This window comes from Stenotrophomonas sp. Steno-Z10-BAI, from assembly GCF_056393115.1.
In genome coordinates this window covers 742,813-765,987 of the sequence record NZ_JBWJOZ010000002.1, presented here as the reverse complement: position 1 = coordinate 765,987, position 23,175 = coordinate 742,813, and the positions used below count along the sequence as shown (strand labels likewise).

Sequence of the window (23,175 nt, the reverse complement as noted above, 5' to 3'; positions counted from 1 at the left end):
CCATCGATCGTTGATCGGTGGATGAAAGACGAAAACACCCGGCGCGAGCCGGGTGTTTTTGTAAGAACACGAACTGACCGCGCGACATCAACGTGAGCCAATCTTCTTCGAGCAGAAGACCGCGGGTGATCAATGCCGAAGCGCATTCAATGCTCAGCCATGGCGTCACTCCACTCAACGCTGACCCAAAGGTTGCGCGGCGACGCCATATTTACAGCGGGGGCTTCTGGCTGCGGGCAATCGCATCGTAGTCGGCATCCGGTCGGGTGCAGACTAGCGGCGCTTGCCGGGCCGCTACCGGCAACCGGCTGCCATCGGCGTCCACCCGATGGATGCTCAGCTTGCACGCCCTGCCTGCGGTGTTCATCACCACCTCGTAGTCTTCTCCGGACTTCGGCACGAACTGCGAAGCAAGGTGTCCTGAGCAGAAGTAGCCGCTCAGTCTCATTGCAGCATCAAAGATCAGTGGCTGCCCAGCCTCCACCGCGTACTCGCGATACTTGGGATGCTTCACGCTGCGCAGCGTCTCGGTTTCGGGGATGCCAAGGCTGAGGTTCTGCGCGTCCGGGTCCCCAGCGGGTTCTGTGCGCGAGACGTTCCAGCGCGGGTCGTTGAAGGTCGCGCCGTGATCACTCATGCAACGGGCGTTGGTAAGCATGGTCACGCGCTGGGTGGCTTGGCTGAGCACGCGCACACGTGCAGTTCCGACGCTGCTGCCATCGGCCGCTGGCAACTGTGCAGCAACCGGCGGCTGGGGAAAGTACAGCGGTATCTTGGCGACGAACTGCTGCACACAGGCAGCGGCCAACTCGCGTGACGCGGCGCGCAGACGAGCATAGTCATCGGCCTGCCACTGTTCCATGGTGGCACTGCGGCCCTGATCGTGACACCGCAGCAGTTCATGTGCCGTGCCATCTGGCTGCAACAGGCGCAGCATGCTGAAATGGCGGAGCTCGTAGGGTCGTTCGCCCCGCTTCGTCTCCTGATAGATCAGCGCCCATTCGTTGGCTTCAACCCGCAGGGTCGCCCGGCCGTAAGGAACAGCGTTGGGGAAGACGCTGAAATAGCCATCAAGCCATGACGCCAGCATCGCAGGCATATGTTCTATTGCCGGGCTTGCCACGGCATCAACGTTGGTCCCGCTCAGGTAGTTCTTGTCGAAACGTGTCGTCGAAGAGGCACCGAAGACCTGGCGGACAAACTGACCGCTCTTTGCCGTTGCGCTGATGCGCTCGCCATCGGATGGGTTGACGACGCGCAGCACTACGTCCGGGCGATGTTCGCGATGGACTACGGTTCCTGCCCCGGGGCTGATCTGTACATGCGAGCTCCATTCAGCCGATGGCGCCGTCGAAGGAGCTGCATCGCGGTTGTCGCTGGCGACGACCGGGAGCGGCAGCAGGAAGGTTGAACAGATCAGGTTGCGAAAGTGGTGTAGGCGTAATGCCATGGTGAAGCTCCTTGGGAATCAGACTACGCCTGGTTATCCATCCAGGTCGGTGATGTGAGGGATGACGGGGCAGAGCGCGCGTGGAGCTTCAACGCGACGCTGTTCCACGTCAACCCCGCGCCAACGCCATCAACCGCTCCGCAATCCGCTCCAGCGGCACCATTTCTTCCGCGGCGCCGATCCTCACCGCGCTGCCCGGCATGCCCCAGACCACGCTGGTGGCTTCATCCTGCACGAGGGTGGGGGCGCCGGCGTTGCGAAGATCCAGCAAGCCGCGGGCACCGTCGTCGCCCATGCCGGTCAGGATCGCGCCGATCGCGTTGGCGCCGGCGCTTTCGGCCACCGAGCGGAACAGGACATCGACCGCCGGCTTGTGCCGGTTGATCGGCGGGCCGTCGTCGATCCGGCAGCGCCAGCGGGCGCCGTCGCGGATCACGCGCAGGTGCTTGCCACCGGGCGGCAGGTAGGCGTGGCCGGGCAGGACCGCTTCGCCGTCGCTGGCTTCGCGCACGGACATTGCAGAATGGCGGTCCAGGCGCTCGGCGAACGGGGTGCTGAACTGCGCCGGCAGGTGCTGGGTCATCACCACGGCCGGGGCATCGGCAGGCAGGCCTTCCAGCACCACGCGCAGGGCCTCGGTGCCCCCGGCGGAGGCGCCGATCGCGATCAGGCGGTCGGTGGTGCGGAACTGGATGGAGCGCGGTGTCGCCACCGGCGCCACGGCACCCAGGGTGATCCGCGGCGGATTGGGCCGGGACAGCGGGCGCACGCGCGAGCGTGCGGCCATCTTGACCTTGGCGATGATCTCGTCGGCGTAGCCCTGCAGGCCACGGGCGACATCCAGCTTGGGCTTGGACACGAAGTCCACGGCGCCCAGCGCCAATGCCTGCAGCGTGGTGTCAGCGCCACGCTCGGTCAGCGAGGAGATCATCACCACCGGCAGCGGATGCAGGCGCATCAGGTTTTCCAGGAAGGCCAGGCCATCCATCCGTGGCATTTCCACGTCCAGGGTGATCACGTCCGGCGCCAGGCGCTTGATCTTCTCGCGCGCCAGCAGGGGGTCGGCAGCGGTGCCGACGACCTCGATGCCGGGATCGCTGGCGAGGATCTCGCTCAGCATCTGGCGGACGACCGCCGAGTCGTCGACGATCAGCACTTTGCAGGGCACACCGTGGGTCATTCGAACAGCTCCACGCCGCCGGTGACCGGGGCCTTGGACAGGCGGGCGCGCACGGCCGATTCGGTCGCGGCCACTTCGGCTTCATGCGCGTGCGGCAGGCGCTGCACGACCACGCGGCCGGTATCGGCGAAGAACCACACCTTGCGTGGATGGATGCCGCACAGGTCCTCGGCGATGATTGGAATGTGCTCGGCCTGCAGGTACTGGCGCACGAACTCGGCGTTGCGGGTGCCGACCGGGTTGCTGGTGAAGCCCTTGAGCACGTTGGCCCCGCCGAACACCTTGGCCTCCAGCCGCTTGCGGTGTGCGCCGCGCTTGAGCAGATCGTTGATCAGCAGTTCCATCGCGTAGCTGCCGTAACGCGCGGGCGCGCCATCACCGACGTTGCCCTCGGGCAGCAGGAAGTGGTTCATGCCGCCGATCTTGAGCACTGGATCGCGCAGGCAGGCGGCCACGCAGGAGCCCAGCGTGGTGGTCAGTGCGGTGTTGTCATCCACGGCCAGGTACTGGGTCGGCAGCAGCTTGGCGGCGGTCACCTGGAAGCGGCTGTCGAAATAGCGCATCACCTCGTCGTTACGGATCGGCAGACTCATACCGGTGCTCCCGGCGCGCGTTTGTACAGCGTGCGGCCGCAGGGCTGGATCAGGTCGGCGGCGTGCAGGTAGTTCTCCGAGTGGCCGGTATAGAGCAGGCCGTCATCGCCCATGTGCTGGATGAGACGCGAGAGGATCCCGCGCTGGGTCGGTTTATCGAAATAGATCATCACGTTGCGGCAGAACAGGGCATCGAACGGGCCGCCGACGTCGTAACGGTTGGCGAGCAGGTTGAGCGGGCGGTAGTCGATGAGGTCACGCAGGGCCGGATTGACCCGGCAATGGCCTTCGTTGGGCCCGGTACCGCGCTGGAAGTAGCGCTTTCGGAGGGCCGGATCCAGCCCGGCGACGCGGTCGATCGCGTACACGCCGCGGCTGGCGGTGGCCAACACCTGGGTGTCCACGTCGGTCGCCAGGATGCGTACCGGCGGTTTGAGCGTGCCAAAGGTCTCGCAGGCCGTGATGGCCATCGAGTAGGGCTCTTCGCCGGTCGAAGCCGCGCATGACCACAGCTGCAGCGTGCCATGGCCGGCGCGAAGGCGCAGTTCCTCGGTGAGCTTCTCGAAGTGGTGCGGTTCGCGGAAGAACGCGGTGAGGTTGGTGGTCAGCGCGTTGGTGAACGCCTGCCATTCGTCACCGCCGTGGGCTTCGAGCTGGTCCAGGTAGTCGCTGAAGCTGCGCATGCCGAGCGCACGCAGCCGCCGCGACAGCCGTCCATAGACCATGTCGCGCTTGGCCGGCGCCAGCGAGATGCCGACGCGCTGGTAGATCAGCTCGCAGACGCGGCGGAAGTCACGGTCGGCGAACTCGAATTCGCGAGCGTTCGGTGAAGCGGCGTTGGCGGGGGGCGTGGACACGGGCGGACTCGCAGGGGAAGGGGGTGCGGTGATCGCGGGATCGCCGCGGGAACTCAGAATGCTTGCCAGTTGCCGTCATCGGCCGGCGTGCTGCGCGGGGTGCGCACCGGGGCGGCGGCAGGCGGTGCCGGCGGTACCGGGCGGCTGGGGCGGCGCATCGGGGCCAGCTCGGCAACCGCACGGGCGGTCACGGCACTGACCGCCTGGGCGACCTGATTGTCCAGCCGGAAGATCGCCACCGCATCCGCCAGCTGGGTGGCCTGTTCTTCCATCGCGCGTGCGGCGGCAGTGGCTTCTTCCACCAGGGCGGCGTTCTGCTGGGTGGTCTCGTCCATCTGCACCACGGTCTGGTTGACCTGGTCGATGCCGGCGGACTGTTCCTGCGAGGCAGCGGAAATCTCGGCCATGATGTCGGTCACGCGCTGCACCGAGGCCACGATCTCGCCCATGGTGGCACCGGCCTGGTTGACCAGCTGGGAGCCCTCGGCGACCTTGCCGACGGAGTCGTCGATCAGGCCCTTGATCTCCTTGGCCGCGCCGGCCGAGCGCTGGGCAAGCGTGCGAACCTCTGAGGCGACCACCGCAAAGCCGCGGCCCTGCTCGCCGGCACGCGCGGCTTCCACCGCGGCGTTCAGCGCCAGGATATTGGTCTGGAAGGCGATGCCGTCGATGACCGAGATGATCTCGGCGATCTTCCTGGAGGAGGTCTGGATCGCGGCCATGGTGGTCACCACTTCGCCAACGACGTTCCCGCCCTGGGAGGCCACCGTGTGTGCGCCGATTGCCAGCTGGTTGGCCTGGCGGGCATGTTCGGCGTTCTGGCGCACCGTGGAGGTGAGTTCCTCCATCGAGGCGGCGGTCTCTTCCAGGTTGGCGGCCTGCTGCTCGGTGCGGCGCGACAGATCGCTGTTGCCGGTGGCGATTTCACCGGCGGCCAGGTTGATGCTGCCGGCGGCCTCCTGGATCTGGCCGACGATCTGGGTCAGCTGCGCAACGGTGGCGTTGGCATCGTCACGCATGGTGGCGAAGACGCCCTGGAAATCGCCGTGCATGCGCGCGGTCAGATCGCCTTCGGCAATGGCCGACAACAACTGCGAGAGCTTGCCCAGGTTCTCATCGCTGACCTGCATCATCGCGTTGAGGTGACCGATCATCCGGCGGAAATCGTGATCGAAGCGGGCGGCATCGCCCCGCTGGCTGAAATCGCCGGCGGCGGCGGCCGCAGCCAGGCGCTGGATCTCGCCATTGATGCTGCCCAGGTTCTGCTTGACCGCATCGACGGTGCTGGTGATGGCGGCCTTCTCCCCCGGGTAGCGCGCGATATCCGCGCTGAGGTCGCCCTGTGCGTAACGCTGCACCACCGCCAGTACTTCGTCCATGGTCTGCACGTGCGCGCCGACCAGGGTGTTGGTCTCGTGCACCATCAGGCCGTACTCGCCGGGGAAGGCGGTTTCGTCCATGCGGTAGCCGGTGTTGCCGGCGTCATGGCGGCTGGCCATCTCGCGCTGGCCGCTGATCACCGCGTGCAGCTGTTCCTGCATGCGCGCCATGCTTTCCAGCAGGCGGCCGGGTTCGTCATGGGCCTGCTCGCCGATGCGGCTGTCCAGCTTGCCGCGGGCGATGCTCTCGGCCACATGGGTGGCCTGGCGCAGGGGCAGGGTGATGCGGTTGCCGATCAGCCAGCTCAGCGCCAGCACGATCAGCACCACGCCGCCGCCGGTCGCCGCCATGATGGCGGTGAACACCAATGCCTGCTGCTGCACATCGTCCATGTAGACGCCGCTGCTGATCACCCAGTTCCATGGTGCGTACATGCCGGCATAGGCGACTTTCTCCACCACCTTCTCGGTGCCCGGCTTGGCCCACTGGTAGGAGACGAAGCCGCCGCCGAGGCGGGCCATGCCGATCTGGTCGTAGTACACGCGCACCCCGTCATCGGTGCGGTAGTCCTTCATGTCCTGCCCGATCAGCTCCTTGCGGAACGGATGCATGAGCATGCGGTAGTTCGTGTCGTACACGTTGAAGTAGTAGGTGTCGCCGTCGGCACGCATGCTTTCCAGCGCCGTCAGCGCGGCCTGCTTGGCCGCGGCTTCGGTCAGTTCACCGCTGTCCGCCAGCCGGTGGTAGTGCTCCAGGATGCCGTAAGTGAGCTCGACCTGGGTCTTCAGGCTGTCCTTGCGGGTGTCGGTCAGATCCAGGTACTGCATGCGCGCAGCGACCACCGACAGGGCGATGACACCCAGGGCGATCAGCACGGTCAGCAGGTTGAGCTTGCGCCTGACGGACAGGTTGGAGAAATACGGGTTCCAGCGGCGGAATAGATTCATGGGCAGGGCATCTGAGCGGGCAAAAGCACGTGGCGATGCCAGGAGCACGCGGTGGCGATCACCATCCTGGCTGGCCGCGACGACGTGTCGGGCAATGCTGTTATCGGCCGGATCCGGCGAGTATTGAGTGCGTTGCCTATCGGCCATTCAGCCGGCCAACAAAAAACCCCGGTGCCGAAGCACCGGGGCCTGTCATTCACAACACGCCGCAGGGCGGCTTAGAACTCCTGCCAGTCGCCGTCGGCCAGTTCGGTGGCCACCGGGCGCGAGGCCGGGCGACGCACTGCAGCCTGCGCCAGCGGCGCGCGGACGGCGCGCGGCGGGGCTGCCACGACCGGAGCGGGTGCGAGCTCATGCTCGTCCAGCTTGAAGATCGACACCGCATCGGTCAGATGGCCGGCCTGTTCTTCCATCGCACGGGCGGCGGCGGTGGCTTCTTCCACCAGCGCGGCGTTCTGCTGGGTGGTCTCATCCATCTGCACCACGGTCTGGTTGACCTGCTCGATGCCGGCGGACTGCTCCTGCGAGGCCGCGGAGATCTCGGCCATGATGTCGGTCACGCGCTGCACCGAGGCGACGATCTCGCCCATGGTGGCGCCCGCCTTCTGCACCAGCGCCGAGCCATCATTGACCTTGCCGACGGAGTCGTCGATCAGGCCCTTGATCTCCTTGGCCGCACCGGCCGAACGCTGGGCCAGGGTGCGTACTTCGGAGGCCACGACCGCGAAGCCGCGCCCCTGTTCACCGGCGCGTGCCGCTTCGACGGCCGCGTTCAACGCGAGGATGTTGGTCTGGAAGGCGATGCCGTCGATGACCGAGATGATCTCGGCGATCTTCTTGGACGAGGTCTGGATCGCGCTCATGGTCGTGACGACCTGGCCGACCACGTCACCGCCCTGCGAGGCCACGGTGTGCGCACCGATGGCGAGCTGATTGGCCTGGCGGGCATGCTCGGCGTTCTGGCGCACGGTGGACGTCAGTTCCTCCATCGAGGCCGCGGTTTCTTCCAGGTTGGCGGCCTGCTGTTCGGTACGGCGCGACAGGTCACTGTTGCCGGTGGCGATCTCGCTGGCGGCCGAGTTGATCTGCTGGCTGGAGTGCTTGATCCGGGTGACGATGCCGCTGAGCTGCTCGGCGGTGGCGTTGGCGTCGTCGCGCATCCTGGCGAACACGCCCTGGAAGTCGCCGTGCATACGCACGGTCAGGTCGCCCTGGGACAGCGCGGCGAGCAGGTTGGAGACCTGTTCGATGCTGGCCGAGTTGGCATCCAGCAGGCCGTTGAGCTGCTGGGCCAGCTGCAGGAAGAAGCCTTCCTTGCCATCGCTGTCGATGCGGCCGGAGAGGTCGCCGGCTGCGGCCTGGGCGATCACGCGGGCCACTTCGGCTTCCACCAGGGCTTCCGGAGTGCGGTCGCGCCATTCGATGACGTGGCCGACGGTCTCACCCTGTTCGTTGGCGATCGAGGAGATGACCTGGGCGAACTGGGCTTCGCCGAACTGCATCGGGCGGCGGCTGACGCCGTGCTGCTGCAGCTGGGCCAGGGTCTTGGGATCCATTTCGCTGCCGTGCTCCAGCGCGGCGGCCGACTTGCCGATCAGCGAGGCGGCGGCGTCGAAGTCCGGCAGGTCCTTGCGGATGTCGGCTTCGTACTGGCTCAGGGTCTGCTGCAGGGCGCGGTTGCTGTACACGATGGTGTGGTGCGCATCGGTCAGGTAGACGCCAGTGGAGCTGTAATCCAGCGCAGTCCGGATGCGCAGGTTCTCGCGGGCGATGGCCTGGTCGGTTTCGGTACGCTCGCGCAGATCGCGCTGCATGCGCTGCATGGCCTGCAGCAGATCGCCGACTTCATCCTTGCGGCTGACATCGATATGGCCGTCCAGCTTGCCGCTGGCCACATCGTTGGCGACCGAGACGGCGCCGCGCATGCTGCCCACCAGTGAACGGGCAAACAGATACACCAGCACCAGGCCCAGGGCGGCGCCGCCGAGCAGGGTGATGACGGTCAGCGTGGCCGAGGCGGCATAAGTGGATTCGGCTTCTTCGCGGGAGGCGCGCGAGAGGCGGTTGTCTTCGGCGATCAGCGCTTCGAGCGCGGCCGAGGCCTTGCGATGCTTGGCGCGGGTTTCACCGACAAAGGTGTCCACGGCATCGTCGGGCAGGTCCAGCTCGAGCATTTCGGTGACGGCGTCGTAGGACGCCAGCGAGTCCGTCCAATCCTTGGCGAAGGTGTCAAACAGCTTCTTCTGCTGCGGATTGTCGATCAGCGCGGGGTATTTTTTGATCGAGGCATCGATCTGGGTGCGAAGCTCCGCCGCGCGGGACTTGGCTTCGGCCTTGACGTCATCGCTGGCGCGGATGAGGCCCTGGTAAGCGGAGTTGCGGTACTCGCCGACCATGCCACGCAGCTCGCCGGCCATGCGGATGCTGTCCATCCGGGGTCCGGCCAGTTCGGTGGTGACGTTGTTGAGTGAGTGCAGGCCACGATAGGCCACGATGCCCTGCAGCAGCATTACCAGCAGGAGGACGCCGAAAGTCAGCATCAACTTGGGCATCAGTTTGAGGTTGTTGATCCACGGCATGGCAGGTGCGGTCTCCAGTGGCAAACGCGTCCGGCCGTCGGGGCCGGTTGCAGCGACCACGCCGGCCTGGGCCGGCGTGGCAGGGCGTACGGGGAATTACTTGATGTTGGCCAGCTTCAGGCCGGCCGGCGAGCTGACTTCGATTTCAGCGCGCGAGGCATCGCGGGCGATCTTGCCGATCACGCAGACGGTCTTGCCTTCCAGCGATTCCAGCGGGAAGCTGAACTTGTCGCGGTTGGCGCCGGCGATGCGGGCCGAGAAGGTGTGGCGCGGGAAAGCGCCGCCCATGTACAGGAAGGTCGGCTGGCCTTCAGAGCCTTCGGCGTACCGGGCCTTTTCGACCTTGCCGCAGACCATGCCGTCCTTGCCGACCGAGCGCGGGGCCATTTCCGGCGGAATCATTTCACCGGACTGGGCGAATGCAGTAGAGGTGGAAGAGGCGATCACGGCGACCGAGAACAGGGCAAGCAGGGACTTCATCGGGAAGATTCTCCGGGGATATGGGCAGTTGGCCCGGCCATGGGCGATCCAGTGCAGCCGGGTTCTGAAACCAGCTATCGGCCGGTCCGGGCGGAACTGAAGCACGTTTTTTCGTCAGCGGCCGCCACGGTACGTACCGGGCGCAGACAGCGCTTTGTTCTGTGACGTATGTCTCAGGCTGCGACGTCGTCGATGACCGGGGCCTGGCCCATGTCGGCGCTGTCGAGCAGGGTTTCGATATCCAGCAGGATCAGCATGCGATCGTCCTGGGTGCCGATGCCGGAGATGAAGCGGGTATCGACGGCGGCGCCGAACTCGGGCGTCGGGCGGATCTGATCGGCAGCCAGCGGGATGACGTCGGAGACGCTGTCGACGACGATGCCGACGACGCGGTCTTCGACGTTGAGCACGATCATGACGGTGAAGGCGTCGTAGGTGGCATTTTCCAGGCGCAGCTTGAGGCGCAGGTCGATGACGGGGACGATGGTGCCGCGCAGGTTGATGACGCCTTTGATGTAGTCCGGGGCATCGGGGACGCGGGTGACGGAGTCGTAGCCGCGGATTTCCTGGACTTTGAGGATGTCCACGCCGTAGTGCTCGGCGCCGAGGGTGAAGCTGAGGTATTCGCCGCCGTCGCTGGCGGCGTTGGTATTCTTGTCGTTCATCGAGGGGTCCTGGGTCGGGCGTGGCGGTCGAATAACCGGGGGTCACGCTGGATATCGGCCTGGCCGGGGGCGACTTTAGGGTGCTTGGCGAGAGCAACGGCGTTGGCGGTGCTGCGTTCGGCGGCTGGGCTGGTGTGGGTGGGGGCGTGTCCCGCCAACCCACCCGCGCCGACCCAGTCACGCAGCATCAAACCGCCGAGCAGTTGAGGCAGCCATCAACTCTCCCCATTCTTCCTCGCACTGCGCTGCCGGTCGATGCGGAAGATGTAGCGCTGGATCGCGCTGTCGCCACCGCGCGGGAGGTCGTCGAAGCGCATGCCGATGCGCTTCATCTCGACACCGTTGGGCAGCTTGACCGCCAACTGGTTGCAGACGATCAGCGAGACATGCAGCGGGCTGCCGTCGGGGAGGTCGAGCTGGGCGGCGTAGCGTTTCTGCAGGGAGAATACGTTGCAGTCCACCGGCACCGTGACGGCCAGGCCGCCGCCGCTGATGTCCACCACGCGCAACTGCAGGATCTCACTGCGGTCTTCGTTGATCGGGAACTGCAGGTGGGGCGAATCGGTGATCGGCGTTTCCAGCCGGTACAGTTCGCGGCGCTGCAGGTGCACCAGCTCGTCGGGGAAGGGCACGCGGAAAGCAACATGCCCTTCGTTGCGAACGCGTTCCAGGCCATCCAGGCGGAAGCGCACCATCACCCGGTCCAGCTGGGCGAAGCAGAGCAGGTGGCCGGCGTCTTCGGCGGCGCGGTTGGCGGGCTCGGACGGGCTGCCGTCCAGCAGCAGCCAATCGTCGTCTTCGTCCAGTTCCAGCACCGCGGTGGGGAAGGATTGATCGCGGCCGCCCAGATGGGCGTTGATCAACGAACGCTGGTCGATCAGCGCCTGCAGCAACTGCCGGATCTGGCGGGGATTGCGGACCAGGTACCTGTCATCCGTGCCGTCGTCGTGCGCGGCATGGGATCGGTCGTGTGCGTCGAGGCTGCCTTCGGACATGGAATCTGCTGAGTTGGGCGGGTGCTGGCATGCGTAGATGCCGGGGCTCAGTCCGTTTATCGGCAGTAGTTCACATTTATGTAGGGGAATTGTGCGGCTGTGGCGTGGCATGGCACCGGCGAAACGACGACACCCCGCCGGAGCGGGGTGTCGAAGGTCGATCGATCACGTGCCGAACGCGATCAGAATTCCTGCCACTCGGTATCGTTGGCCAGGGCCGGTTCACGGCTCATGACACGGCGGGGCGCGGCCACCACGCTGCGCGGCTTGGCCGGTGCCGCAGCGCGCGGCGGGGCGGGTGCGCGGATGACGGCTGCGGGTGCTGCGTGCGCCTGGCCCTCCAGCTTGAACAGCGCGACCGCATCGGTCAGATGGCCGGCCTGTTCTTCCATGGCACGGGCGGCGGCGGTGGCTTCTTCCACCAGCGCGGCGTTCTGCTGGGTGGTCTCATCCATCTGCACCACGGTCTGGTTGACCTGCTCGATGCCGGCGGACTGCTCCTGCGAGGCCGCGGAGATCTCGGCCATGATGTCGGTCACGCGCTGCACCGAGGCGACGATCTCACCCATGGTAGCGCCGGCCTGGTTGACCAGTTGCGAGCCTTCGGCGACCTTGCCGACCGATTCGTCGATCAGGCCCTTGATCTCCTTGGCCGCGCCGGCCGAGCGCTGGGCCAGGGTGCGCACTTCGGAGGCGACGACCGCGAACCCACGACCCTGCTCACCGGCACGGGCGGCTTCCACCGCGGCGTTCAGCGCCAGGATGTTGGTCTGGAAGGCGATGCCGTCGATCACGGTGATGATGTCGGCGATGCGGCGCGAGGAGGCGTCGATCTCGTGCATGGTGCTGACCACGCGGCCCACCACATCACCGCCCTGCGACGCGACCGAGTGCGCGCCGATGGCAAGCTGGTTGGCCTGACGGGCGTGTTCGGCGTTCTGGCGCACGGTGGAGGTCAGTTCCTCCATCGAAGCCGCGGTTTCTTCCAGATTGGCGGCCTGCTGCTCGGTACGGCGCGACAGATCGTTGTTGCCCGAGGCGATCTCGCCGGCCGCGGTGCTGATGCTGGAGGACGCCTGCTGGATGCGGCCGACGATCTGGGTCAGCTGGGCGACGGTGGTGTTGGCGTCGTCGCGCATCGAGGCGAACACGCCGTGGAACTCGCCCTGCATGCGCGCGGTGAGGTCGCCGTTGGCGATGGACTGCAGCAGGTGCGAGAGCTGGGACAGATTGCCGTCGGCGACCTGCATCATCGTGTTGAGGTGCTCGATCATGACCCGGAAGTCGTGGTCGAAGCGCGTCGCATCGCCACGCTGGGTGAAGTCACCTGCAGCAGCGGCCTGGGCCAGCGACTGGATTTGGGTGTTGATCGCCAGCAGGCTCGCCTTGGCCGCATCCATTGATTCGTGCAGGATCGCGCGGGTGCCGGGCAGGCGGCGGGCGTTCGGCGAGAGGTCGCCGGCGGCGTACTGGTTCAGGACGTTGATCGCGTCCTTGATTGAATCCAGGTGCTCGAAGATCACCGTGTTGATGCCAACGGCCAGCTGGCCATACACGCCCGGAAAATCTTCCGGAATACGGTGGCTGATGTCCGGGCCGGCGTGCATTTCCACCATCTGCTGGGTCTGCTCGGAGAAGCGGCGCAGCATCACGGTCATGTCGCGGGTGGCGGTCAGCATCTTGCCGGCTTCATCCTTGCTGGTGGCCTGGATGTTGACCGACAGATCGCCACGGGCGACCGACTGGATGGCGTGCACGGCCTGGCCGAGCGGGCGGGTGATGGCGCGCGAGATCACGACGCCCATCACGGCAGCCAGCAGCGACAGCAGCACGATGCAGCCGATGATCGCGTAAACGCTGTTCTGGTGCGTGGCGTTGGCGCTCTCGATGCGGCTGGCCATCACGCCGTTGCTGAACTCACCCAGGTCCTTGAGCGCGGCGAACAGCGCACGGCGCGCCGGGCGCGATTGTTCATCGGAAATCTGCTGGGCAGTGACGCCGTCGCCGGCGGCGATGGCATCCTTGATCAGGCCGTTGGCCTTGAAGTAATCGGCGGTGCGGGCGGCAACCACTTCGTACAACTGACGTTCCTTGTCGCCGGCCGGCAGCAGCGCGTAGGCGGCCAGCTCGGCGTTGACGATCTTGCCGGTGTCGGCCATGCGCTTGTCGTAGTCGGCGACCGACTCCGGCTTGTCCAGCACGGTCAGCTGGGCCATTTCGTAGGTGCGGAACTCGCCGAGCTGCGCACGCACTTCGCCCAGGTGCTGCACGGAGGGAATGTCGTTGGTGCTCATCGCGCGCAGCTGGGCGTTGGCTTCGCCCAGGCGGAGCAGGGCGAAGCTGCCCAGGGCCAGTGTCATCAACGTGGTGAGGGTGAAGCCTACCGCCAGCTTGCGGGCGATGGGCAGGTCGTGGAACCACTTCATGATTGGAACTCCGGGCAGGGCAGTGACGCACAGCCGTGGGGTGCTGGGCGGAATCAGCGGGGATGGGAGAGAGTGGAGCGGAGGAGCGCGACGGTTGCCGTGGTCGCTACTTCGGATAGCGGCGCTGATCGACCGCAACTTGATAGTGCTGCGTCACATTTTTTTCACGTTTGCCATCACGGTTCAGCGGGCGGCGATGGTTGCTGTTGCAAGGGTTTGAGCGGGCTCGTCCGTACGCAAGCGGACGGTGGGAGGGGATGCTCGCTGCCATCGTCCGCTGATGGAGTTCACAGTTCCGCGCACCGTGATCACCGACGCCCACGCACGCCCACAAACGAACGCCGCCGCTCCCGGGGGAGCGGCGGCGTCGGGGACAGCATGCTGTAGGCGCGTTATGCGGCCTGTGGCACCTTGAGCGACCGCACCAGGCCGCCGATGTCGACGATCAGCGCGACCCGGCCGTCGCCGAGGATGGTCGCACCGGAAACCCCGCTGATACGGCGGTAGTTGTTCTCGATGTTCTTGACCACGACCTGCTGCTGTCCGACCAGTTCGTCTACTTCCAGCGCGATCTTCTGGCCGTCGCCCTCGACGACCACCACCAGCGGATCGTCCATGGCACGGCCACCGTAGCCGTAGTACTCGCTGAGCGAGAGGATCGGCAGGTATTCGCCACGCACCCGCAGCACCCGGCCTTCGCCAGCCATGGTGCGCACATCGTCGGCCTGCGGCTGCAGGGCTTCGAGCACATAGGCCAGGGGCAGGATCAACGTTTCGCCGGCCACCGAGACGGTCATGCCATCCAGGATCGCCAACGTCAGCGGCAGGCGGATCAGCACGCGGGTGCCGTTGCCGGCCTGGCTTTCCAGCTGTACTTCGCCACCCAGCGCCTGGATGTTGCGGCGGACCACATCCATGCCGACGCCACGACCGGACAGATCCGTGACGGCGTCAGCGGTGGAGAAGCCCGGCTGGAAGATGAGATCCCAGACCTGCGCGTCGGTGGGGTTGTCCGGCACGCTCAGGCCGCGTTCGAGCGCCTTGGACAGGATCTTGTCGCGGTTCAGGCCACGGCCGTCATCGCTGACTTCGATCACGATGTGGCCGCCCTGATGCGAGGCCGCCAAGGTGATCGTACCGGTTTCGTCCTTGCCCGCTTCGCGACGCACGTCCGGCATCTCCAGGCCGTGGTCGATCGAGTTGCGGACCAGGTGCACGAGCGGATCGGCGATCTTCTCGATCAGGCCCTTGTCCAGCTCGGTGCCTTCGCCGATGGTGCGCAGGCGCACGTGCTTGCCCAGGCGCGAGGACAGATCGCGGACCAGGCGCGGGAAGCGGCGGAACACCGCGTCCACCGGCAGCATGCGCACGCCGATGACCGCTTCCTGCAGATCGCGTGTATTGCGTTCCAGCAGATCCAGGCCGGTCAGCAGCTGCTCGGCCTGCGCCGGATCCAGCGCGTGCGAGACCTGCTTGAGCATGGCCTGGGTGATGACCAGTTCGCCGACCAGATTGATCAGCGCATCGACCTTGTCCACGCTGACGCGGATCGAGGTCTCGGCTTCATGAGCGGCGGCGGGCGGTGCGGCCGCAGCCGCGGGGGCGACGACGGCGGGTTTGGCCTCGACCGGCGCGCTGGTGGCCAGGCTCGGCGGTGCGGCCGGACGGATGTCCAGTTCGCAGTCGTCCACGACCCAGGCGAAGGTATCTTCGATCTTGCTGCGCGGTACCTTGCCGACCAGGCCGAGGTCCCACGCCAGGTGCGCTTCGAGCGGGTCGAGCTGGTCGAAGCCGGGCAGGCGATCCAGGCGTGCGGCGACCTGCAGCGAGCCCAGGTGCTCGAGCTCGCGGATGATGCGCAGCGGGTCGTTGCCGCTCATGAACAGCGACGGCGCCGGCACGAAACCGATCTGCCACGCCTCCGGGGTGTCATCGACCTTGGCGGCGGCGACCGGTGCCGCAGCAGCGGCCTGGCCGGACAGCACCGCTTCCAGGCGCGCCTTGACCTCAGCGACCGCGTGCGGATCTGCGGCCTGGCCGTGTTCGGCTTCGCGCAGCAGGGCGCGCAGCACGTCCACCGACGCCAGCATCGCATCAACCGCGGCCGGCTCCAGCGCCCGCTTGCCGGCACGCAGTTCGTCCAGCAGCGTTTCCAGTACGTGGGTCAACGCGGCGATCGCGTCGAAGCCGAAGGTGCCGGCGCCGCCCTTGATCGAATGCGCGGCACGGAACACCGAGTTGATGATCTCCGGGTCCTGCTGGCCCGATTCGAGCGCCAGCAGGCCAGCTTCCATCGCATCCAGCCCCTCGCGGCTTTCTTCGAAGAAGGTGGCGTGGAAACGTTGCAGATCCATGCTCATGGTGCGGGGTGTCCAGGTGCGAGGGGAGGGAAGGGTGAAGCGGGATCAGCCCAGGACTTTCTGGACGGTGGCGACCAGCTGTTCCGGGTTGAACGGCTTGACCAGCCAGCCGGTCGCGCCGGCGGCCTTGCCTTCGGACTTCTTGTCCGCGGCCGATTCGGTGGTCAGCATCAGCATCGGCGTGAACTTGTAGTCCGGCAGCTGGCGCAGCTCACGGATCAGCGCGATGCCATCCATGTTGGGCATGTTGACGTCGGTGACCACCGCGTTGAAGCGTTGGCCCTTGGCACGACCGAGGGCGACCGCGCCGTCTTCGGCTTCCTCGACGGAAAAGCCGGCCGAGGTGAGGGCGAAAGAGACCATCTGGCGCATCGACGCCGAATCGTCCACCACCAAGATACGTGCGCTCATGCAGCGTTCTCCACAGATTTCAGGTTGTCATGGGGTGCATCCAGGCCGAGGGCCTGGGTGACGCCGAGCAGACGCGCGGCATCACGGAAGGTTGCGGTGCAACCGTGGAATCCGGTGGGATGCCCGGCCTTGCGGCGGGCCTCGACGAATGCGCACAGCACCTGCACCGAGGCGGTATGGATACGGCCGACCTGGCTGGCATCCAGCGTCAGATCGCCGGCCTGATCCACCAGGGGGGCCAAACGTGTTTTCAGCTCGGTGCTGGTCTCGATGCCGAGATCATCACCCAGGGCCACAGTGCTCATCATTGCTCCGGACAAACGGTTCCGAGGTCTATAACGGCAATAACCCGGGAAGCTTTAGCCGTTCCGGCGGTCAGTTCAGCAGCTGCGTCGCATCCAGCAGGATCATCGGCTGGGCGCCACCGCGGGCCACGCCTCGGAAGAGGTCGTTGGAGATCTGGCAGATGCGGGCGGTATCGGGGGGCTCGATCTGCGAATCGGTGAGGTTGGCGACATCCTCCACGGCCGAGACGCGCAGGCCCATGGTCTCGCCGTTCTCTTCCAGCACCACGATGCGGGTATTGGCGTCGTTACCGGCGGCGCTGCTGCCCAGGTGGATGCCCAGGTCCATCACCGGCACCACCTGGCCGCGCAGGTTCATGATGCCCAGCATTGCCGGCGAGGTGCCGCGCAGCGGCAGCAACGGCACCGGCAGGACCACTTCCTGGACCTTGAGCAGTTCCAGCGCGTAGGCCTGGGCGCCGCAGCGCAGGCGCAGCCAGCGGGAGGTGCGTTCGCTGGCGCGACGGTTCTCGCGCGGGCTGGAGGCCGGGTCACGTGCCTGGCGTTGTAGTTCCTCCCAGCTGCCGGGGCGGCTCTGTGCCAGCGAAGGGCTGCCGGCGCGGACGCTGGTGGCGGCCGGCATCGGCGGCATCGGCGTCATGGAGGGCATCGGCCGGGCGATCGGTGCGCGGGCGCTTGGCACCGCCGCGATCGGTGCCGGGGCGGGGGCTGTTGCGGGCGCGTCGGCACCTGTGGCCACGGGATCTATTTCGTAGACGACCTCGGGCGGCAGGTCGTCCCAGCTGGGGCGGGCTTCGTCCACGGGGGCAGGCATCGCGCCGCTCAGCAGCGGATCGTTGCGCAGTTCATCGAGCAGGTCGTCGAAGCCCGGCGCGACAGCAATTGATTCAGCCGCCGAAGCTGCTTCGGTGACGCCCACGTCGCCGGTGGCAGACCCGGCGTCCCCTGCTTCGATGGCTTCGGTTGCGGCGACAGCATCCACCACCTCGGCCACTGCGACCGGCACCGGCGCCTCTGTCGGCGCCGGCATCGCGTCGCCGAGCAGCTGCTCCAGGTAGTCGTCCAGGACACCGGCGGTGTTCATGCCGCGCGCTCCATCTGCTGCGCATCGTCGGCCAGGATCCATTCCAGGGCGCGGCGGTAGGCGGCCAGGCCACGCCCGGGGTAGTCCTCCGATTGCGGTGGCACGGTGAGGCTGGCGGCGTTGCAGATCCGGGTGTCGACCGGGATCGCGTCTTCCCAGACGCGGTGGCCGTGCTTGTCCTGCATCAGCTTGACGGTTTCGTTGCCAGCGCGGGTGCGGCGGTCGAACAGGGTCGGCAGGATCGACATCGGCAGCGGGCGGCGGCGCGAACGCTCGACCATTTCGCCGGTGCGGACCATGCCATCCAGGCCGTGCAGGGCCAGCGGCTCGGCCTGGGTCGGGATGATCAGGCGGTCGGCTGCGGCCAGTGCGTTGATCATCAACAGGCCCAGGGTGGGCGCGCAGTCGAGCAGGATGTAATCGTGCTGTCCCTGATGGCGGCCCAACGCATTCTGCAGGGCCAGGCCGAGGCCGGGCTGGTTCGCGCTGCGGCGCTCCAGCGTGGCCAGCGCGGCCTGTGCGCAGACGTAGTCCAAGCCCGGGATGTCGCTGTGGTGGGCGAGGGTGGAGAGCTCGGCCGGTGGCGCGGCGAACAGTTCCAGCACGCCCTGCGGCGGCGGATCCAGCGGCACGCCGAAGGCGCGGGTCAGCGACGAATGCGGATCCAGATCGATCAACAGCACGCGGTGGCCCTGCGTAGCCAAGCCGCGGCCGAGCGCGAGCGTTGTGGTGGTCTTGCCCACCCCGCCTTTCTGATTGGCAACAGCCCAGATACGCATGCGGTTCACTCCTTCATTGCGGGCGGAACGGCGGCGCCAACGCGGCTGCCGGCCGGCACCGGTGGCAACTGCACCGGTGCGATGGGGGTAACAGGGGTGCTGGCGGCCGGTGCCTTGGCCGCATCGGCGGCGTCGGCATCGGCGCTGAGCCGGTCGGTGATCGGATCGATGCTCTGCGCGGTATCGGCCAGGATGATCACCATCACCCGCCGGTTGCGGTTGCGGCCTTCGGCGCTGGCATTGTCTTCGCGCGGGCGGAACTGGCCATAGCCAACCATCGCCAGCCGTGCCGGCTGCAGGCCCTGATCGGCGAACAGGTGCACCACGCTGGCCGCGCGCCCAGCCGACAGCTCCCAGTTGGAGGGGAACAGCGAGGTGGCGATCGGGATGTTGTCGGTGTGGCCTTCCACGCGCACGCCGTTGGGTGCATCACGCAGCACTACGGCCAGCTTGGAGAGGGTGTCGCGCGCGTGCACATCCAGCGTGGCCGAGCCGGTCGGGAACAGGATGTCGCTGTTGATCTCCACTTCGATCCACAGCTCGGTGCGACGCACGGTGATCATGCCGCGTTCGATCAGCGGCGCCAGCGTGGCGGTGAGCTTGTCGGCGATGCCGTTGAGCTGGCGCTCGGCGCGCTGCAGCTGTTCCTGGTTGCGGATCGAGACCGGCATGCGCATCTGCGAGGCCATCGCCGGCAGCAGGGTCGGGTCGTTGCTGGGGGCGGGGGCGGAGGGGCCGATCTTGGTCCCGGCCCTGATCACCGAGGGGCTGTCCCAGCCGCCCCCCTGGACCTGCTGGTTGCCGACCTGCACCGGGTTGATGGTGCGCGGCGCGCCACCGAAGGCGGTGGTCAGCGCGTCGGCCATGATCCGGTATTTGCCCTCGTTGAGCGAGGAGATGGCGTACATCACCACGAAGAAGGCGAGCAGCAGCGTCATGAGGTCGGCGTAAGGGATCGCCCAGGCCTCATGGTTGGCATGTTCTTCGTGGTGCTTGCGGCGGGCCATGTCAGTGCAGGAACCCGGACAGGTTGGTTTCGATGTTGCGCGGGTTCTCACCCTGGGCGATGGAAATCAGCCCTTCGATGATCATTTCGCGGTCGCGGCTGTTGTGGTGGATCACGCTCTTGAGCTTGGCCGAGACCGGCAGGAACAGCAGGTTGGCCGAGGCGATGCCGTAGATGGTGGCGGTGAACGCCGCCGCGATGCCGTGGCCGAGCTTGCTCGGGTCGGCAAGATTCTTCATCACCGCGATCAGGCCGAGCACCGCGCCGATGATGCCCAGCGTCGGCGCATAGATGCCCATGCCCTCGAACACCTTGGACGCGGCCAGATCCTGGCTTTCCTGGCTGCTCAGCTCGATCTCCATCATGTTCCGGATGGTCTCCGGCTCCACGCCGTCCACCAGCAGCTGCAGCCCCTTGCGCAGGAACGGATCGTCCTGGGCGTCGACCTGCGCTTCCAGACCGAGCAGGCCCTGGCGGCGGGCGATGTTGCTCCACTCCACGATCTGCTGGATCAGGTGGCGGCGGTCGCTGCTCGGCGGCAGGATCACCCACTTCACGATCTTGAAGGCGTGCTTGAACACGGCCGGCGAGGTATGCAGCAGGATCGAGGCGATGGTGCCGACGATGACGATCACGAAGGCGGCCGGCGACCACAGCGACGCCAGACCGGCCCCCTTGAGGATGCTGCCGCCGACCAGTGAGGCCAACGCGAGGAAAAGTCCAATGAGGCTGAGTCTGTCCATGGGTCCGTTATCGGCTTGTGTGAATGGGACTTGAGACGCCGAAGGAATCCAGTGATGCGGCGGTCACACTTTCACGCGGTCAATCGTGGTGGGTACGCAGCCCGTCCACGTCCAGGATCAGCGCCATGCGGCCGTCACCGATGAGGGTGGCGCCGGCATAGCCACGCAACCCGCGCAGGGCTTTCGGAAGCGGCTTGATCACGACTTCCTCGCGGCCGCGCACCTGGTCCACCACCAGGCCGAAGCGGGCTTCACCGGCCTGCAGTACGACGATGGTCAGCAGCGAGGACGGCATCGGCTCGACATCGAGCCAGTGGCGCAGATCGACCAGCGCCAGCGTGTGCGATTTGCGGTCCAGCACGGCGCGGCCGTCGAACCAGCCCAGGGAGGTGTTGGGGGCATGCAGCACCTCCATCACGCGGGCCAGGGGCAGGGCGTAGACGTCTTCGCCGGCCTGCACCAGCAGGGTCGGCAGGATCGCCAGGGTCAGCGGCACGCGGATCATGAAGCGGCTGCCGCGGCCCAGCTCGGATTGGATCTGGATCTGGCCGCTGAGCTCGCGGATGCGGGACTGGACCACGTCCATGCCCACGCCGCGGCCGGAGATGTCGGTGACCTGTTGCTTGGTCGAGAAACCGGGCAGGAACACCAGGTGCAGGCACTCCTCGCTGCTCAGGCGGGCAGCGGCTTCCGGATCGATCAAGCCCTTCTCGCGTGCCTTCTGGCGCAGGCGTTCGGGGTCGATACCCGCGCCGTCGTCCTGCACTTCGATGCTGACGTAGTCGCCTTCCTGCTGCGCGGACAGGCGCACGTGGCCACTGCGCGGCTTGCCCTGGGCCTCGCGCAGGTCCGGCATTTCCACGCCGTGGTCGATCGCGTTGCGGACCAGATGGACCAGAGGATCGGCCAGCGCTTCGACCAGGTTGCGGTCCAGCTCGGTTTCCGCACCGATCAGCTCAAGTTCGACCTCCTTCTTCAGCGAGCGCGCGACATCGCGCGCCACCTTGGGGAAGCGCGAGAACACCTTGCCGACCGGCTGCATGCGGGTGCGCATGACCGCCGACTGCAGGCGGGCGGTGGCGATGTCCAACGTGGAGACCGCACGGTCAAGCTCTTCATCGTGCAGGCGCGCACGCAGGGTCTTGAGCCGGTTGCGTGAGAGCACCAGCTCGCCGATCAGGTTGACGATCGCATCCAGGCGCTTGGTGTCCACGCGCACGGTGTGTTCGGCTTCGGCGACCGGTTTGGCCGGGGCCGGCTTGGCGCCCGGTGCGGCCGGCGCAGCCACGGCCCGCGGTGCAGCCACCGGCGCGGCGGCACCGGCCTTGGCGCCGGGAACAGCGCCACCGTGCAGCTGGTCCAGCAGGGCTTCGAACTCGTCCTCGCCGATCAGGCCGTCATCTTTCTTCGGGGCCGCGATGGCGGTCGGTGCGGCACCGCCATGCAACTGGTCGAGCAGCGCCTCGAACTCATCATCGGTGATCATCTCGCCGCCGCTGGCCGTGGTGGCGGCCGCCGGCGCCGGCGTGGCCGGCCCGCTGACGTCGAACTGGGCGATCAGCTCCGGCGGGGCGTAGCCCGGCTCGGTCCCGGCCGAGACCGAATCCAGCATCGACTGCAGGTAATCCAGCGATTGCTGGGCCGCATCGAAGTGGTGGGCCTGCAGCGTGGCCTGGCCGGAGCGGGCCATGCCGAGGGTTTCCTCGGCGGCGTGGCACAGCTCGACCATCGCCTGGATGCCGAGGAAGCCGGCACCGCCCTTGAGCGTGTGGAAGCCACGGAACACGGCGTTGAGCTGGTCGGCATCCTGGGGCGCCTGCTCCAGCGACACCAGCTGTTCGCCGAGGCGATCCAGGATTTCCTGGGCCTCGAGGATGAAGTCGGCAGCGATATCGTCTGGCACAGCACTCATGATCGTTACAGTCCCAGGTCCGAGAGCAGGTCGTCGGCGTCGTTCTGTGACACCGCATGGCGATCCAGGCCCTTCAGGGCCGGGCCGGCCAGGCCGTTGTTGTCGCGCTTGTTCTCGTCTTCCTGCGGGGGCAGGCCGAGCGCACCGAAGCCCTCATGCACGCGACGCACGATCCCGACCACGCGGCGGATGATCTGCCCGGTCAGGTCCTGGTAGCTCTGGGTCAGCGCGATTTCGGTGAGGTTGTGGCGGATCCGGTCCAGTTGCTGGCCCTGGTCGGGCGTCAACCCGTTGGCGCGCAGCTGTTCGGTGAGCGAGCGACATTCTTCGGCCAGGTCCAGCGTGCGGTGGGTGGCCTGTTCGGTCATCGCCACCACGTGGTCCAGGCGCGCGCAGGCGTCATCCAGCTCGCCGGCTTCGCTGGGCAGGCTGGGCAGCTCGCCCAAGGCCTGGCCGAGCTCGCGGGCCAGGCGGTTCAGGCCGGCCATCATCGGCTGCGTGCGCAGCGCGGCGAGGGCGTCGATTTCCCGGCGCCAACCGGCTTCGTCACCGCTTTCCAGCGCGGCCAGGGCATCCTGCAGGCGCTGCACCAGCGCGGATTTGTCGCTCAGGGTTTCCATCAGGCGCTCGCCGCCAGGCGTTCGAAGATCTTGCCGAGCTTTTCTTCCAGGGTCTGGGCGGTGAACGGCTTGATGATGTACCCGTTCACGCCGGCCTGCGCCGCTTCAATGATCTGCTCGCGCTTGGCTTCCGCGGTCACCATCAGCACCGGCAGCGTCTTGAGCTTGGCGTCGGCACGCACGGCCTTGAGCAGGTCGATGCCGGTCATGACCGGCATGTTCCAGTCGGTGACCACGAAATCGAACGGCTGGCTCTGCAACAACGCCAGCGCGGCATGCCCGTCCTCGGCTTCGGCCGTATTGGTGAAGCCCAGATCGCCCAGCAGGTTCTTGACGATACGACGCATGGTCGAGAAGTCGTCGACGATCAGGATACGCATGTTCTTGTTCAAAGCACTTTCCT

At 66.8% G+C, this 23,175-nt stretch carries 20 protein-coding genes and 1 pseudogene; all 21 read right to left on the bottom strand.

Annotated features, from left to right (window positions below; all coding sequences use genetic code 11):
- Window positions 1-64: 64 nt before the first annotated feature.
- Window positions 65-163, bottom strand: a pseudogene (locus tag AC06E9_RS08245) (LysR substrate-binding domain-containing protein); the annotation flags it as partial.
- A gap of 48 nt (window positions 164-211) precedes the next feature.
- The gene (locus AC06E9_RS08240) at window positions 212-1,450 is read right to left on the bottom strand and encodes a hypothetical protein (RefSeq protein WP_478055867.1); all 1,239 of its coding nucleotides are present in this window, start codon (window positions 1,448-1,450) and stop codon (window positions 212-214) included.
- Between the two features lie 109 nt (window positions 1,451-1,559).
- On the bottom strand, window positions 1,560-2,630 hold the full coding sequence (locus AC06E9_RS08235; RefSeq protein WP_282262987.1) for a protein-glutamate methylesterase/protein-glutamine glutaminase: 1,071 nt from the start codon (window positions 2,628-2,630) through the stop codon (window positions 1,560-1,562).
- Complete coding sequence (gene cheD, locus AC06E9_RS08230; RefSeq protein ID WP_121036713.1) at window positions 2,627-3,223, bottom strand: chemoreceptor glutamine deamidase CheD; 597 nt, start codon at window positions 3,221-3,223, stop codon at window positions 2,627-2,629. The genes AC06E9_RS08235 and cheD overlap by 4 nt, the downstream gene beginning before the upstream one ends.
- Window positions 3,220-4,080 (bottom strand): CheR family methyltransferase, encoded by an 861-nt coding sequence (locus AC06E9_RS08225; RefSeq protein ID WP_121036714.1) that lies wholly within the window; start codon window positions 4,078-4,080, stop codon window positions 3,220-3,222. Before AC06E9_RS08225 ends, cheD begins: the two co-directional genes overlap by 4 nt.
- A 53-nt stretch (window positions 4,081-4,133) precedes the next feature.
- Window positions 4,134-6,407, bottom strand: coding sequence for a methyl-accepting chemotaxis protein (locus AC06E9_RS08220; RefSeq protein ID WP_282262981.1), 2,274 nt, complete (start codon window positions 6,405-6,407; stop codon window positions 4,134-4,136).
- A gap of 218 nt (window positions 6,408-6,625) precedes the next feature.
- On the bottom strand, window positions 6,626-8,986 hold the full coding sequence (locus AC06E9_RS08215) for a methyl-accepting chemotaxis protein (RefSeq protein ID WP_121036716.1): 2,361 nt from the start codon (window positions 8,984-8,986) through the stop codon (window positions 6,626-6,628).
- 96 nt (window positions 8,987-9,082) lie between these two features.
- Window positions 9,083-9,466, bottom strand: a complete 384-nt coding sequence (locus AC06E9_RS08210; protein ID WP_121036717.1) for a hypothetical protein — start codon at window positions 9,464-9,466, stop codon at window positions 9,083-9,085.
- 173 nt (window positions 9,467-9,639) lie between these two features.
- Window positions 9,640-10,131: a chemotaxis protein CheW gene (locus AC06E9_RS08205; protein ID WP_121036718.1), complete on the bottom strand. Its 492-nt coding sequence runs from the start codon at window positions 10,129-10,131 to the stop codon at window positions 9,640-9,642.
- 215 nt (window positions 10,132-10,346) lie between these two features.
- On the bottom strand, window positions 10,347-11,126 hold the full coding sequence (locus AC06E9_RS08200; RefSeq protein WP_121036719.1) for a flagellar brake protein: 780 nt from the start codon (window positions 11,124-11,126) through the stop codon (window positions 10,347-10,349).
- Between the two features lie 182 nt (window positions 11,127-11,308).
- Window positions 11,309-13,552 carry a methyl-accepting chemotaxis protein gene (locus tag AC06E9_RS08195; RefSeq protein WP_152150760.1) on the bottom strand — a complete coding sequence of 748 codons (2,244 nt, stop codon included), beginning with the start codon at window positions 13,550-13,552 and terminating at the stop codon, window positions 11,309-11,311.
- A gap of 392 nt (window positions 13,553-13,944) precedes the next feature.
- Window positions 13,945-15,912: a chemotaxis protein CheA gene (locus AC06E9_RS08190; RefSeq protein ID WP_282259418.1), complete on the bottom strand. Its 1,968-nt coding sequence runs from the start codon at window positions 15,910-15,912 to the stop codon at window positions 13,945-13,947.
- A 45-nt stretch (window positions 15,913-15,957) separates the two neighbouring features.
- Complete coding sequence (locus AC06E9_RS08185; protein WP_088435039.1) at window positions 15,958-16,323, bottom strand: response regulator; 366 nt, start codon at window positions 16,321-16,323, stop codon at window positions 15,958-15,960.
- On the bottom strand, window positions 16,320-16,628 hold the full coding sequence (locus AC06E9_RS08180; RefSeq protein WP_121036722.1) for an STAS domain-containing protein: 309 nt from the start codon (window positions 16,626-16,628) through the stop codon (window positions 16,320-16,322). The genes AC06E9_RS08185 and AC06E9_RS08180 overlap by 4 nt, the downstream gene beginning before the upstream one ends.
- A 70-nt stretch (window positions 16,629-16,698) precedes the next feature.
- Window positions 16,699-17,712, bottom strand: coding sequence for a chemotaxis protein CheW (locus AC06E9_RS08175; RefSeq protein ID WP_478055866.1), 1,014 nt, complete (start codon window positions 17,710-17,712; stop codon window positions 16,699-16,701).
- Window positions 17,709-18,491 carry a ParA family protein gene (locus AC06E9_RS08170; RefSeq protein ID WP_088435041.1) on the bottom strand — a complete coding sequence of 261 codons (783 nt, stop codon included), beginning with the start codon at window positions 18,489-18,491 and terminating at the stop codon, window positions 17,709-17,711. The genes AC06E9_RS08175 and AC06E9_RS08170 overlap by 4 nt, the downstream gene beginning before the upstream one ends.
- A 5-nt stretch (window positions 18,492-18,496) precedes the next feature.
- Window positions 18,497-19,498 carry a flagellar motor protein MotD gene (motD, locus tag AC06E9_RS08165; protein WP_121036724.1) on the bottom strand — a complete coding sequence of 334 codons (1,002 nt, stop codon included), beginning with the start codon at window positions 19,496-19,498 and terminating at the stop codon, window positions 18,497-18,499.
- Window position 19,499: 1 nt separating this feature from the next.
- Entirely contained in the window at window positions 19,500-20,240 is a 741-nt protein-coding gene (locus AC06E9_RS08160; protein ID WP_478055865.1) for a flagellar motor protein, read from the bottom strand.
- 79 nt (window positions 20,241-20,319) lie between these two features.
- A complete protein-coding gene (locus AC06E9_RS08155) occupies window positions 20,320-22,152 on the bottom strand; it encodes a chemotaxis protein CheA (RefSeq protein WP_121036726.1) in 1,833 nt (610 codons plus the stop codon).
- A gap of 5 nt (window positions 22,153-22,157) precedes the next feature.
- Window positions 22,158-22,772 carry a protein phosphatase CheZ gene (locus tag AC06E9_RS08150; RefSeq protein ID WP_121036727.1) on the bottom strand — a complete coding sequence of 205 codons (615 nt, stop codon included), beginning with the start codon at window positions 22,770-22,772 and terminating at the stop codon, window positions 22,158-22,160.
- Complete coding sequence (gene cheY / locus AC06E9_RS08145; protein WP_179459007.1) at window positions 22,772-23,164, bottom strand: chemotaxis response regulator CheY; 393 nt, start codon at window positions 23,162-23,164, stop codon at window positions 22,772-22,774. Before cheY ends, AC06E9_RS08150 begins: the two co-directional genes overlap by 1 nt.
- Window positions 23,165-23,175: the final 11 nt, after the last annotated feature.